The sequence below is a fragment of the Streptomyces apricus genome (genome assembly GCF_008369065.1).
In the GTDB taxonomy this organism is placed as follows: Bacteria; Actinomycetota; Actinomycetes; order Streptomycetales; family Streptomycetaceae; genus Streptomyces; species Streptomyces apricus.
In genome coordinates, this window is the sequence record NZ_VDFC01000046.1 from 73,861 (window position 1) to 86,508 (window position 12,648).

Genomic DNA, 12,648 nt, shown 5'->3' on the forward strand with positions numbered 1-12,648 from the left:
CCTCACCCCGCTCGGTCTCGACGTTCTTGATCAGACCCTACAAGCAGGGTCCGACATCGGCCCCGCAGTTGCTGCAACGTCCGGGAACCACTCCGATGATTCCCGGACAGCGGCTTTTCCACCCTGCCGGGCGGAAAAGGCCCTCGTGCCGCCTCAGTGGCCCGACAGGACCTTGACCAGGTCTTCCGCCGTACGGCAGCGGTCCAGGAGCTCCTTGACGTGATTACGCGTTCCGCGAAGCGGCTCCAGGGTTGGGACGCGCTGGAGCGAGTCCCGGCCCGGCAGGTCGAAGATCACCGAGTCCCAGGAGGCGGCCGCGACGTCGTCCGCGTACTGCTCCAGGCAGCGTCCGCGGAAGTAGGCGCGGGTGTCCTCCGGCGGCTTCGTCTCGGCCCGCTCCACGTCCGCCTCGTCCAGCAGGCGCTTGATCCGGCCGCGGGCCACCAGCCGGTTGTAGAGGCCCTTGTCGGGGCGTACGTCGGCGTACTGCAGGTCGACCAGGTGCAGCCGGGCGGCGTCCCAGTCGAGGTCGTCGCGGCGCCGGTAGCCCTCCATGAGCTCCCGTTTGGCGACCCAGTCCAGTTCGCCCGCCAGGCTCATGGGATTGCTCTCCAGGCGGCCCAGGACGTCCTCCCAGCGGGTGAGCACGTCCTTGGTCTGGTCGTCGGCGTCGGCCCCGAAGCGCTCCTCGACGTACTTGCGCGCCAGTTCGTAGTACTCCATCTGGAGCTGTACGGCGGTGAGCGTGCGGCCGCTGCGCAGGGTGATCAGGTGCTTGAGGGTGGGGTCGTGGGAGACCTGGTGCAGGGTGCGCACCGGCTGGTCCACGGCGAGGTCGACGGCGATGAAGCCGTCCTCGATCATGGACAGGACGAGGGCGGTGGTGCCGAGTTTGAGGTAGGTCGAGATCTCGGAGAGGTTCGCGTCGCCGATGATGACGTGCAGGCGGCGGTACTTCTCGGCGTCCGCGTGCGGTTCGTCGCGGGTGTTGATGATGGGGCGTTTGAGGGTGGTCTCCAGGCCGACCTCGACCTCGAAGTAGTCGGCGCGCTGGCTGAGCTGGAAGCCGTGCTCGTGGCCGTCCTGACCGATTCCGACGCGGCCCGCGCCGGTGACGACCTGGCGCGAGACGAAGAAGGGCGTGAGGTGGCGCACGATGTCCGAGAAGGGGGTCTCCCGCTTCATCAGGTAGTTCTCGTGCGTGCCGTAGGAGGCGCCCTTGTTGTCGGTGTTGTTCTTGTAGAGGTGGATCGGCTGGGCGCCGGGGAGCTGGGCCGCGCGTTCGGCGGCTTCGGCCATGATGCGTTCGCCGGCCTTGTCCCACAGGACGGCGTCGAGCGGGTTGGTCACTTCGGGAGCGCTGTATTCGGGGTGTGCGTGGTCGACGTAGAGCCGTGCTCCGTTGGTGAGGATGACGTTGGCCAGGCCGATGTCCTCGTCGGTGAGCTGGCTGGAGTCGGCGGCCTCGCGGGCGAGGTCGAAGCCCCGCGCGTCCCGCAGCGGATTCTCCTCCTCGAAGTCCCAGCGGGCCCGGCGGGCCCGGTGCATCGCCGCCGCGTAGGCGTTGACGATCTGGGACGAGGTGAGCATGGCATTGGCGTTGGGGTGGCCGGGGACGGAGATCCCGTACTCCGTCTCGATGCCCATTACTCGCCGTACGGTCATGCGGCCCTCCTTGCCCGGCGGCGCCCTCGGTCGGGGACGCCGCTCACGTACCGCTGGCGCTCCGGTGCGTGTGCGGTGCCCGTCCCCGCACTGCGCGACTCGGCGGTACCGAAGAGCCTAGAGCGCCTCTGCGCTGGTGGGGAGATCATTTGCGTCATTGCTCGGCTCCAGCTGTGCCCCGTAAAACAGCCGGCTGCGGGTGCCCGGTGGGGGCACCCGCAGCCGCCCTGTCTTTTACAGGTACTGACCGGTGTTCGCCACCGTGTCGATGGAGCGTCCGGTGTCGGCGCCCTGCTTTCCGGTGATGAGCGTACGGATGTAGACGATCCGTTCGCCCTTCTTGCCGGAGATGCGGGCCCAGTCGTCCGGATTGGTGGTGTTGGGCAGGTCCTCGTTCTCCTTGAACTCGTCCACGCAGGCCTGGAGCAGGTGGGAGACGCGCAGGCCCTTCTGGCTGTGTTCCAGGAAGTCCTTGATCGCCATCTTCTTGGCGCGGCCGACGATGTTCTCGATCATGGCGCCGGAGTTGAAGTCCTTGAAGTAGAGGACTTCCTTGTCGCCGTTGGCGTACGTGACTTCGAGGAAGCGGTTCTCCTCGGACTCGGTGTACATGTGCTCGACGGCGGTCTGGATCATGCTCTGTACGGTGGTGGACTTGCTGCCGCCGTGCTCGCCGAGGTCGTCGGAGTGCAGCGGGAGGCGTTCGGTGAGGTACTTGGCGAAGATGTCCTTGGCCGCTTCGGCGTCCGGACGCTCGATCTTGATCTTCACGTCGAGCCGGCCGGGGCGCAGGATGGCGGGGTCGATCATGTCCTCGCGGTTGGAGGCGCCGATGACCACGACGTTCTGCAGGCCTTCCACGCCGTCGATCTCGGCGAGCAGCTGCGGGACGATGGTGTTCTCCACGTCCGAGCTGACGCCTGATCCGCGGGTGCGGAAGAGGGATTCCATCTCGTCGAAGAAGACGATGACGGGGGTGCCCTCGCTGGCCTTCTCGCGGGCGCGCTGGAAGACGAGGCGGATCTGCCGCTCGGTCTCGCCGACGTACTTGTTGAGGAGCTCGGGGCCCTTGATGTTGAGGAAGAAGCTCTTGCCGGTGGCCTGGCCGGTGACTTCGGCGACCTTCTTGGCCAGTGAGTTCGCGACGGCCTTGGCGATGAGCGTCTTGCCGCATCCGGGGGGCCCGTACAGCAGGACGCCCTTGGGCGGCCGCAGTTCGTGCTCCTTGAACAGGTCGGGGTAGAGGTACGGGAGCTCGACCGCGTCGCGGATCATCTCGATCTGGCCGCCCAGACCGCCGATCTGCTCGTAGCCGATGTCGGGGACCTCTTCGAGGACGAGCTCTTCGACCTCGCTCTTGGGCACGACCTCGTAGACGTAGCCGGAGCGCGGTTCGAGGAGCAGGGCGTCGCCGGGGCGGATGGTGATGTCCAGCAGTGGCTCGGCGAGCCGCACCACCCGCTCCTCGTCGGTGTGCCCGACCACGAGGGCGCGTTCCCCGTCTTCGAGGATCTCCTTCAGGGTGACGATGTCGCCGACGCTCTCGTACTCCATGGCCTCGACCACGTTGAGCGCTTCGTTGAGCATCAGTTCCTGGCCGCGCCGGAGCTCTTCGAGCTCGACGCCCGGGCTGACGTTCACGCGGAGTTTGCGGCCTCCGGTGAAGATGTCGGCGGTGCCGTCCTCGTTCGCCGCGAGGAACACACCGAAGCCGGCCGGCGGCTGTGCGAGCCGGTCGACCTCCTCCTTGAGTGCCACGATCTGGTCGCGGGCCTCTCGGAGGGTGTTGGCGAGCCGCTCGTTCTGTGCGGACACACCTGCCAGGTTCGTCTGCAGCTCGACGATCCGCTCTTCGAGAATCCTCGTGTGTCGCGGAGAGTCGGCGAGCTTGCGTCGCAGGACGGCGATCTCCTGCTCAAGGTAGGCAACCTGCCCGGACGGGTCGTCGGACCCTCGTCCCGGGCGGATGCCGCGGTTCATGTCGTCGTCGTGGGCTGCCACGGTCCTCACCTCCTCCAAGGGGAGCTGGACGCTTCCAGACCCTACCTGGGTGGGTGTCGATTGAAACCCCTAGATCACAAAGACGGTCGGGGTGTGTCCGATCTTCACCCTTGCGCTCTCCCTCACGCCAGTGGAATACCCACCCAACGCGCCCGGGAAGCCGACGGAGGTAGGGTCGACGTGTTCAACACCCGTCGGAGCTGGCCCGATTCCCAGCCTTCGGGCCGCTCGGCGCAGGAAACGGCAGGGAGAAGATGACGGTGCAGCCCGTGCAGCAGGAGGCCGGAGCCGGCGGCGAGGCCCTGGAGGTCTGGATCGACCAGGACCTGTGCACCGGTGACGGGATCTGTGCGCAGTACGCGCCCGAGGTGTTCGAACTGGACATCGACGGGCTCGCCTACGTGAAGGGCCCCGACGACGAGTTGCTGCAGGCTCCGGGGGCGACGACGCCGGTGCCTCTGACGCTTCTGCGTGATGTGGCCGACTCCGCGAAGGAGTGTCCGGGCGACTGCATCCATGTGCGCCGCGTGTCGGACAGCGTCGAGGTCTACGGTCCGGACGCGGAGTGAGTCCGCGGGCGCCGGAGGTCGTCCGGTGCCCGGTTGGGCACGTTTGTCTTTCTTCTCACATGCTCCGGGCCGCGGGCGGTGTCGAGCGGACGAATGCGCCGTTCTTCCACTCCCACTTGGCTTCCTCGTTGACGTCGGGGCAGCAACTGGGCACGTCGGGCGAGGAGTAGCCGAAGAGGGTCGCGGTGACCGCGGCGTCGCGCAGGGCGAAGTCGCCGACGGAGAGCCGGTCCTGCGGGTCGACGAGGGTGGCGACGACGCGGGGCTTCGAGGCACCGCCGGCGCCGGTGAGGACGTAGACGCCGCTGGGCGGGGTGCCGGAGCCGGCTTCGCAGCGGACGACGGCGGCCGTCTCGGGGAGGCCGTCGCCGTCGAGGTCGCCGGAGGCCTTCTTCTGGACGAGCACCTTCGCGGGGCCGCAGTCGAGGGGGAAGTCCGCGCGGGCCGGGTCCGGGGGCGCCGCGGCGGCCGGGGCCGCCTTCGCCTCGGTGCCGTGCTGGACGGCCGTGGCCTCGTCGGGCTGCAGGAGGGCGGAGGCCGCGACGACCGCGGCGAGCGCTGTCGCTGTGGCCACCCAGTGGATCGGGCGGGTGTGCGTGTGGGCCAGTTCCTCGGCCAGTTCCGGGACGGCGGAGTGCTGCACTAGGAAGTGTCTCCTGTGAGGGCTGTGCCGGTGGGGTGGCCAGCATGGTGCCACACGTCACACCGCGGGGGAACGGTGGGGTCGGCGGTACCGGCGGAAACCTGAGGGGAAACGGGCAGTGGCCGAGTCCCCGGGGGTGTCCGGGAACTCGGCCACGGTGGTCGCGCGTTGTGTGCGGTACCGGGACGCGGGGCGTCTCAGCGGCCGGGGGCTCCGCCGTCGGCGTTCGGGCCGGAGTAGTCCTCGCCGTACGCGCCCTTGGAGGGGCGGCGGCGGCGCATGGGCGGTTCCACGCCGTCCGCGAGGCGGCGGGCGGTGAGCAGGAAGCCGGTGTGGCCGATCATGCGGTGGTCGGGGCGGACGGCCAGACCTTCGATGTGCCAGTTGCGGACCATCGACTCCCAGGCGCTCGGCTCGGCGAAGCAGCCGATCTCGCGGATGGACTCGACGGTCCGGGCGAGCTGGGTGGTGGTCGCCACGTAGCAGCAGACGATGCCACCGGGGACGAGCGCCTTGGAGACGGCCTCCAGGCACTCCCAGGGGGCGAGCATGTCGAGGACGACGCGGTCGACCTCGGTGTCCGAGAGGTTGTCCTGGAGGTCGCCGACGGTGAGCTGCCAGGCGGGGTGGGGGCCGCCGAAGTAGCGCTCCACGTTCTGCCGGGCGATCTCGGCGAAGTCCTCGCGGCGCTCGTACGAGTGCAGCATGCCCTGGTCGCCCACGGCGCGGAGCAGGAAGGTGCTGAGGGAGCCGGAGCCCACGCCGGCCTCCACGACGCGTGCGCCGGGGAAGATGTCGGCGAAGGCCAGGATCTGCCCCGCGTCCTTGGGGTAGACCACGGCGGCGCCGCGGGGCATGGACAGGACGAAGTCGGGGAGCAGGGGGCGCAGCGCCAGATAGGCGACGTTCCCCGTGGTGCGGACAACGCTGCCCTCGGGTGCGCCGATCAGCTCGTCGTGCGGGAAGGAACCCTTGTGGGTGTGGAAGTTCTTCCCTGCTTCGAGCGTGAACGTGTAGTGGCGGCCCTTGGGGTCGGTCAGCTGTACCTGGTCCCCGACCTTGAAGGGCCCGCGTCGGCGGGCGGCACCGGTCGGTTCGGACATGTGACCCAGCCTACCGGTCCCCTCCGGGGCTTCCGACCACTCGGGGGCGGGTCTCAGCTCGGGCGGGCCATCGCGTTGACGAAGGCCTTCTCCACGTCCGCCGCCGAGAGGACGCCGTAGATCTCGCCGGAGTCCTCCACCACGAGGTACTCGGTGGCCGGGGTGGCGCGCAGGACGTCCAGGAGGTCCTCGCCGGCGAGTTCGGCGGAGACGCGCATGCCGTCCGTGAGGTCCTGGGCCAGGCCGCTGACGGCGACCCAGGGGCGGCGGTGCTCCGGTACGCCGACGATGGCGGCCTCGCGGACGAGGGAGAGGGGTTCGCCGTCGGTGTCCACCACGACGAGGGCGCGGGCGCCGGCGTCGTTGGCGCGGCGCAGCGCCTCGGAGAGCGGGGTGTCGGTCTCGACGGGGACCGCGCGCCGGGTGAGGGCGCGGGCCCTGAGATCGGGCAGGTGTTCGCGCAGGCGGGCCATGCGCAGGCTGTTGCCGGCGCCGGTCCAGATGATCGCGGCCAGGATCGCGGCGAGCAGGGCGTCCATGACGGTGTCCATGCCGCCGATGTCCTCGGCGTCCGCGCCGAGCGCGCCGGAGTGGGTGAGCAGGGGCAGCCCGATGAGGACGGAGATCGCGAGGGCGCGGCCGACCCAGGCCGCGGCGACGGTGCCGGCCATCGGTCTGCCGGTGATCTTCCAGACGACGGCCCGCAGCATGCGGCCGCCGTCGAGGGGGAGGCCGGGGAGCAGGTTGAAGGCGGCGACGATCAGGTTCGAGATCATCAGGCCGGCCAGCAGGACGCCGGGGACGGTGCCCGGTTCGACGGCCTGGAGCGCGACGTAGAAGACGCCGCTGAGGATCAGGGAGAGCAGGGGGCCGACGAAGGCGAGGACGAACTCGCGGCCGGGTGTCTCGGACTCCTTCTCGATCTCGGAGACGCCGCCGAAGAACTGCAGCTGGATGCGGCGCACGGGCAGTTTGAAGCGCAGGGCCGCGACCGTGTGGGCCAGTTCGTGGACGAGCACGGAGGCGTAGAAGGCGACGGCGAAGAAGAGCGAGACGAGGTAGCGGGCCATGCCCAGTTCGGGCAGGACCCGTTCGAGCTGGCCGCCGAAGACCCAGGTGATGAGTGCGGCGACGAGGAACCAGCTGGGGGCCACGTACACGGGTACGCCGAAGGGGCGGCCCATGAGGAGGCCGCCGCCGGGTTCCTTGGACCGCTTGGTACCGGGGCCCCGCCTGCCCTTCTTGGGGGCGGGCGCGTTCGCGGTCGCGGGGTGGCTGGTGTGGGCCTCGGCCCGATGGGCACCGTGCGACTGCCCGGCCGCGTGGCCGGGGGGCGGGGCGTCCGCGGGGTCCGCGGGGGGCGAGGTGTCCGAGGAGGGCGGGACGGGCCGGTCGGCCGCGTCAGCCGGCGGGACAGGTCGGTCGGCCGTGGCGGGCGGTTGTGTGTCGTCAGCGGGGTCCGCCGGGGTGTCCTCGGTGGCGGGGTCCTTCCGCAGGTGCGGTGCGGACGGGGTGTCCTCGGCCGGCTCGGGACGGGCCGGGCCGGGCTGTTCCGCCGGGGTCCCCGGGCCGGCCGGTTCCTGGTCGGAGGGCGGCCGGGCCGGCGTGGCCGCCGGGTCGCCGGGGCGCGGCCGACCCGTGCGGCGCCCGTCCGCCTCGTCCGTGCCGGATCGCGGCTGCCCGCTCCCGCCGCTCTCGTCCACGATGTCCCCTCGTTCGACGCGTGTCCCGCTCGCGATCATGCACGCGAGAGGTCTTCTGGTCGATGGTATGCGGCCGTTGCGGCATGTTCGGCGTCGGCACCCCCTCCGTTTCCCGTACGGGTGTGCGACGCGCAGATCACCGTGCGTCGCGGTGTCGGTGGCGGGCCGTAAGGTCTGACGTCATGGAAACCAGCACCGACGGCAGCGGCGGCTTCGACGGCGTCACCCCGGCCGGCCCCGAAGCGGTCAGGCCGTCCGAGACGGCGGCCGCCGAGACCGCGACGGCCGGCCCGGACGGGGGCGGACCGGCCCAGGACACGGCGTCCGGATCCACGGCCGCCGGTCCGGACGGTGGTGCGGACGGCGCGCAGGGCGCGGAGACCCCCGCGTCCGTGCGGGTGGCCGTGCCGCCCGCCTCCCTGTCGCCGTCCCGGGCCGGTGACTTCATGCAGTGCCCGCTGCTGTACCGGTTCCGGGTGATCGACAAGCTGCCCGAGAAGCCGAGCGAGGCGGCGACCCGGGGGACGCTGGTGCACGCGGTGCTGGAGCGGCTCTTCGACTCCCCCGCCGTCGAGCGGACCGCGCCGCGGGCGAAGTCGCTGATCCCGGGGCAGTGGGACCGGCTGCGGGAGGCCCGCCCCGAGCTCGCCGAGCTGTTCGCGGACCCGGACGAGCAGGCGGCGGGCGAGAAGCTGGCGCGCTGGCTCGGCGAGGCCGAGCGGCTGGTCGAGCGCTGGTTCACGCTGGAGGACCCGACCCGTCTCGAACCGGCCGAGCGCGAGCTGTTCGTGGAGGCCGAGCTCGACTCGGGCCTGAAGCTGCGCGGCATCATCGACCGCGTCGACGTGGCGCCCACCGGTGACGTGCGCATCGTCGACTACAAGACGGGCAAGGCCCCGCGTCCGGAGTACGCGGAGGGCGCGCTGTTCCAGATGAAGTTCTACGCCCTCGTGGTGTGGCGGCTGAAGCGCGTCGTCCCGCGCCGGCTCCAGCTCGTCTACCTCGGCAGCGGCGACGTGCTCACGTACGACCCGGTGCCGGCCGATCTGGAGCGGGTGGAGCGCAAGCTGCACTCGCTGTGGGAGGCGATCCGGCTCGCGACGGAGACCGGTGACTGGCGTCCGCGGCCGACCAAGCTGTGCGGCTGGTGCGACCACCAGGCGGTCTGCCCGGAGTTCGGCGGCACTCCCCCGCCGTATCCGCTGCCGGTGCGTGCGCCGGGTTCCGGCGAAACCCCGTAGGACGTTCCGCCCTGCGGCGGGCCGCGGGGCGTGCGCAGGGCAGAATGGGGCCGGACTAGCGAAGGAGACTCACGTGGCCATCCGCGTCCTACTGGTCGACGACCAGCCCCTGTTGCGCACCGGGTTCCGGATGATCCTGGAGGCCGAGCAGGACATCGCGGTCGTCGGCGAGGCCGGTGACGGTCTCCAGGCACTCGACCAGGTGCGCGCCCTGCAGCCCGATGTGGTGCTGATGGACATCCGCATGCCGAGGATGGACGGGGTCGAGGCGACCCGGCAGATCACCGGTCCCGGCCGGGACGGTCCGGCGAAGGTGCTCGTCCTGACGACGTTCGACCTCGACGAGTACGTGGTGGAGGCGCTGCGGGCCGGTGCCAGCGGTTTCCTCCTGAAGGACGCGCCGGCCAACGAACTGGTGCAGGCGATCCGGGTGGTGGCCGCGGGCGAGGCCATGCTGGCGCCGAGCATCACGCGCCGGCTGCTCGACAAGTACGCGGGTCACCTGCCGTCGGGCGACGAGCCCGTGCCGGACACCCTGCACACGCTCACCGAGCGCGAGGTGGAGGTGCTGAAGCTGGTGGCGCGCGGCCTGTCGAACGCGGAGATCGCCGCCGACCTGTTCGTCAGCGAGACCACGGTCAAGACGCATGTGGGCCATGTGCTCACCAAGCTGGGGCTGCGGGACCGGGTGCAGGCCGCCGTGTACGCGTACGAGAGCGGTCTGGTGCGTCCCGGCGCGCAGTGAGCGGTTCCCGGGGCCCCGCGGGGGCGTCGGTGCGACGAGAGGGCCGTCCCCGGTCGCGGGGGCGGCCCTCCGTGCTGCGGTCACGCCCGCGGTACGCGCGAACGGCCGGTCCCGCCGTCGGGGCGGGGCCGGCCGTTCGTGTCGGGCGGTGGGTCAGTCGCTGCCGACGCCGCGGCCGAGCTCCCAGAGCTGCAGCGTGGCGGAGGAGTTGACCGCGTACTCGGCACCGGTGATGTCGTCCCGCACGGCGACGTACTGCTTGCCCTGCCACAGCGGCAGCAGCGGGACGTCCTTGGCGACGATGCTCTGGATCTCGTCGAAGCTCTTCGAGGCGGAGAGGCGGTCGGCCTCGCGCCGGGACTCCGGGATCAGGTCGTTGCGGATGCGGGTGTTCACGTACGGCGACGCGATGGTGTTGTCCTTGTCCAGGAACGGCGTCAGGAAGGTCTCGGCGTCCGGGAAGTCGGGGAACCAGCCCATGCCGTAGACGGCGAACTTGCGCTCGCGCTGCTTGGGACGGTAGGTGTCCCACTTCTCGCCCTTGATGGCGACGTCGAAGAGGCCGGTGTCGTTGAGCTGCTTCTGCAGGACCTCGAACTCGGTCTTGGTGGCGGAGCCGTAGTGGTCCGTCGTGTAGTTCATGGTGAACTTGACCGGCGTCGTGACGTTCGCCGCGGTGAGGACCGCCTTGGCCTGGGCGACGCTGGGCTCGCCGTACTCGTTGAAGAACGAGTTGGCGTGGCCGGTGACCGTGGCCGGGACCATCGAGTACAGCGGGTCGGCGCCGGAGCCGTAGACCTTGGAGGTCAGTTCGCTGCGGTTGACGATGTGGGCGACGGCCTGGCGGACCGCCTTCTCCTTCAGCGTCGGCTTCTCGACGTCGAAGCCGATGTAGCGGATTTCGAGCCCGGGCTGCTCGATGAGGTCGATCTTGCTGTCCTTGGCGTTCTGCAGCTTCTTGATCTGCTCCGGCGACATGGTGCGGGTCATCATGTCGATGTCGCCCTTGTCGAGCGCGGCGCCCATGGAGTCCGGCCCGTCGGGGAAGGACCGCAGCTCGACCTTCTCGTTCTTCAGCTGCGAGATCCCCTTGTAGTAGGGGTTCTTCGTGAAGACCATCTTGGTGACCGCGTCGTCCCCGTCGGCCTCGGCCTTGAAGGTGTAGGGGCCGGAGCTGCTGATCTCAAGACCGTCGCGCAGCTTGTTCTTCTCGTAGTCGTCGGGGTTGACGATGCCCGCGACCGGCGTGGAGAGCTTGAACGGGAAGGTGGCGTCCGCGGTGTTGAGGTGGAAGATCACCTCGCGGTCGCCCTTGGTCTCCACGGTGTCGACCGTGGACAGCAGCGAGGAGACCTCGGTGTCGGCCTTGATGCGCAGCGCGCGGTCGACGGAGAACTTCACGTCCTCGGCGACGATCGGGTCGCCGTTGGAGAACTTGAGGTCCTTGCGCAGCGTGCAGGCGTAGCGCTCGTTGCCCGAGTCGGTGAAGCCGCACTCCTCGGCGGCCTCCGGGACCGGGTCGCCGCCGCCGTTGGGCATGGCCATCAGGGTCTGGACCGTCTGGCGCAGCACGTTCCAGGAGCCGACGTCGTACGCGTAGGCCGGGTCGAACGGAGCCGGGGTGTCCTTCGAGGCGCTGAACGTGTCGGTGGTGCCGACAACGATGGCCTTGGCACCCTCGCTCCCGCTGTCGGAACCCCCACAAGCGGCGAGGACCGGCGCGAGCAGACCGATCACGGCCGGCAGCACCAAAGTCTTACGGTTCATGCTCGAAGTTCTCCAGGGCTGTAGATCCCGCTATCCCGGCGGGCCGGGGTGTTGCGTACGGGAAACGGGGGTCACGTCGATGTTCTCGCGATGAGATTAGTCCGCGTCGGCGTGGCGTCCGGCAGGTACCGGACTTGAGTGTCCATCACGCTGCGAAACCGGGCGTGGACGCACCGAAAAACCGACAGCGGAAGGATTCGTACAGCGTTCTACGAATCGGGACACAAGGGAACGGGTAACACGCGCGAAACGGGTTCCCCGACACATCGGAGCCACACTGTCGACCCCCCGTGGAGTGGCGAACGTCACACTCTCAACTCCGTTGGGGTGGACCACAATTCGGCCGGTCGAACGGCCCCCCGAAGACGATCAAATAAATCCTCCGGCGTTACCGCGCGGCTTTTCGCATTCCCTTGTGCACCGTGGGTGAACGATTAGCGCTTTAGCGTCATCAGGCCTCGTAGAAAAGGCAGGTCGACCTGTTCGAGGGAGGGTACGACGGTCCGTCCCGTTGCCGGCGCGATCGGTGCCACCGAGGGTACGGCCACGACGTGGCAGCCGGCGGCCTCGGCGGCGGCCACCCCGGTGGCGGTGTCCTCGACCACCACGCACCTGGCCGGATCCGCACCCAGCCCCGCGGCGGCGAGGAGGTACGGGTCGGGGAAGGGCTTGGTCCGCTCCACCTCGTCGCCGGCGACGGTGAGGTCGAAGTTCTGGGCGCCCAGCGACACCAGGACGCGGTCGATGATGCGGCGGTGCGAGGCGGAGACCAGGGCGGTGGGGACGCGGTGCGCGGCGAGTTCGGCCAGGAGTCTCGCGGCGCCGGGCATCAGCGGCAGGGTGCGGGCGATGCGGTCCTCGAAGCCGTCGTTCAGCAGCACCGTGAGCTCGGGGAGGGTGATCTTCGCGCCGGTGGCCTCGATGAGGAAGCCGGCGCTGCGGGTCATCGGGCCGCCGACCACCACGTGGCGCCAGGACTCGTCCAGTTCGTGGCCCAGCTTCGCGAAGACCTCGACCTCGGCGTCCCACCAGAAGCCCTCGGTGTCCACCAGGGTGCCGTCCATGTCGAGGAGCACGGCCTGCAGGGCGGAGCCCTCGGCCGTACGGATGCCTGACGCGGGGACCGTACTGGTCATGTGGCGCACCTCCGTAGGGGGACGAGAAGGCCGGTCCCGGGTGGGGACCGGCCTGCACTGGACCGACCAGTGTAC

10 protein-coding genes are annotated in these 12,648 nt (G+C 70.0%); 3 read left to right on the top strand and 7 right to left on the bottom strand.

What is annotated here, in order from left to right; all coding sequences use genetic code 11:
- Window positions 1-153: 153 nt before the first annotated feature.
- Window positions 154-1,665 carry a depupylase/deamidase Dop gene (gene dop / locus FGF04_RS20410; RefSeq protein ID WP_188114156.1) on the bottom strand — a complete coding sequence of 504 codons (1,512 nt, stop codon included), beginning with the start codon at window positions 1,663-1,665 and terminating at the stop codon, window positions 154-156.
- A 234-nt stretch (window positions 1,666-1,899) separates the two neighbouring features.
- Window positions 1,900-3,666 (bottom strand): proteasome ATPase, encoded by a 1,767-nt coding sequence (gene arc, locus FGF04_RS20415; protein ID WP_149512760.1) that lies wholly within the window; start codon window positions 3,664-3,666, stop codon window positions 1,900-1,902.
- A gap of 254 nt (window positions 3,667-3,920) precedes the next feature.
- Between arc and FGF04_RS20425 the strand changes: the two genes are divergently transcribed.
- On the top strand, window positions 3,921-4,235 hold the full coding sequence (locus FGF04_RS20425; RefSeq protein ID WP_149512762.1) for a ferredoxin: 315 nt from the start codon (window positions 3,921-3,923) through the stop codon (window positions 4,233-4,235).
- A gap of 55 nt (window positions 4,236-4,290) precedes the next feature.
- Here FGF04_RS20425 and FGF04_RS20430 read toward each other — a convergent pair whose 3' ends face one another.
- The 3 genes from FGF04_RS20430 to FGF04_RS20440 form a co-directional block, all read right to left on the bottom strand.
- Complete coding sequence (locus FGF04_RS20430) at window positions 4,291-4,878, bottom strand: hypothetical protein (RefSeq protein WP_149512763.1); 588 nt, start codon at window positions 4,876-4,878, stop codon at window positions 4,291-4,293.
- A 197-nt stretch (window positions 4,879-5,075) separates the two neighbouring features.
- On the bottom strand, window positions 5,076-5,981 hold the full coding sequence (locus tag FGF04_RS20435; protein WP_149512764.1) for a tRNA (adenine-N1)-methyltransferase: 906 nt from the start codon (window positions 5,979-5,981) through the stop codon (window positions 5,076-5,078).
- 53 nt (window positions 5,982-6,034) lie between these two features.
- On the bottom strand, window positions 6,035-7,684 hold the full coding sequence (locus tag FGF04_RS20440; RefSeq protein WP_149512765.1) for a site-2 protease family protein: 1,650 nt from the start codon (window positions 7,682-7,684) through the stop codon (window positions 6,035-6,037).
- A gap of 182 nt (window positions 7,685-7,866) precedes the next feature.
- Between FGF04_RS20440 and FGF04_RS20445 the strand changes: the two genes are divergently transcribed.
- Together FGF04_RS20445 and FGF04_RS20450 are read left to right on the top strand one after the other, a co-directional pair.
- Entirely contained in the window at window positions 7,867-8,925 is a 1,059-nt protein-coding gene (locus FGF04_RS20445; RefSeq protein ID WP_235882422.1) for a RecB family exonuclease, read from the top strand.
- 73 nt (window positions 8,926-8,998) lie between these two features.
- Entirely contained in the window at window positions 8,999-9,670 is a 672-nt protein-coding gene (locus tag FGF04_RS20450; RefSeq protein ID WP_016639462.1) for a response regulator, read from the top strand.
- 153 nt (window positions 9,671-9,823) lie between these two features.
- Here FGF04_RS20450 and FGF04_RS20455 read toward each other — a convergent pair whose 3' ends face one another.
- The gene (locus FGF04_RS20455; protein ID WP_149512766.1) at window positions 9,824-11,437 is read right to left on the bottom strand and encodes an ABC transporter substrate-binding protein; all 1,614 of its coding nucleotides are present in this window, start codon (window positions 11,435-11,437) and stop codon (window positions 9,824-9,826) included.
- A 434-nt stretch (window positions 11,438-11,871) separates the two neighbouring features.
- Window positions 11,872-12,573 carry an HAD family hydrolase gene (locus FGF04_RS20465; RefSeq protein ID WP_149512767.1) on the bottom strand — a complete coding sequence of 234 codons (702 nt, stop codon included), beginning with the start codon at window positions 12,571-12,573 and terminating at the stop codon, window positions 11,872-11,874.
- Window positions 12,574-12,648 lie beyond the last annotated feature (75 nt).

Excerpts from the sequence above, each read along its gene's own strand:
- dop (WP_188114156.1), bottom strand. The coding sequence starts at position 1,665 with ATGACCGTACGGCGAGTAATGGGCATCGAGACGGAGTACGGGATCTCC.
- FGF04_RS20425 (WP_149512762.1), top strand. The coding sequence starts at position 3,921 with ATGACGGTGCAGCCCGTGCAGCAGGAGGCCGGAGCCGGCGGCGAGGCC.
- FGF04_RS20445 (WP_235882422.1), top strand. The coding sequence starts at position 7,867 with ATGGAAACCAGCACCGACGGCAGCGGCGGCTTCGACGGCGTCACCCCG.
- FGF04_RS20435 (WP_149512764.1), bottom strand. The coding sequence starts at position 5,981 with ATGTCCGAACCGACCGGTGCCGCCCGCCGACGCGGGCCCTTCAAGGTC.
- FGF04_RS20455 (WP_149512766.1), bottom strand. The coding sequence starts at position 11,437 with ATGAACCGTAAGACTTTGGTGCTGCCGGCCGTGATCGGTCTGCTCGCG.
- FGF04_RS20465 (WP_149512767.1), bottom strand. The coding sequence starts at position 12,573 with ATGACCAGTACGGTCCCCGCGTCAGGCATCCGTACGGCCGAGGGCTCC.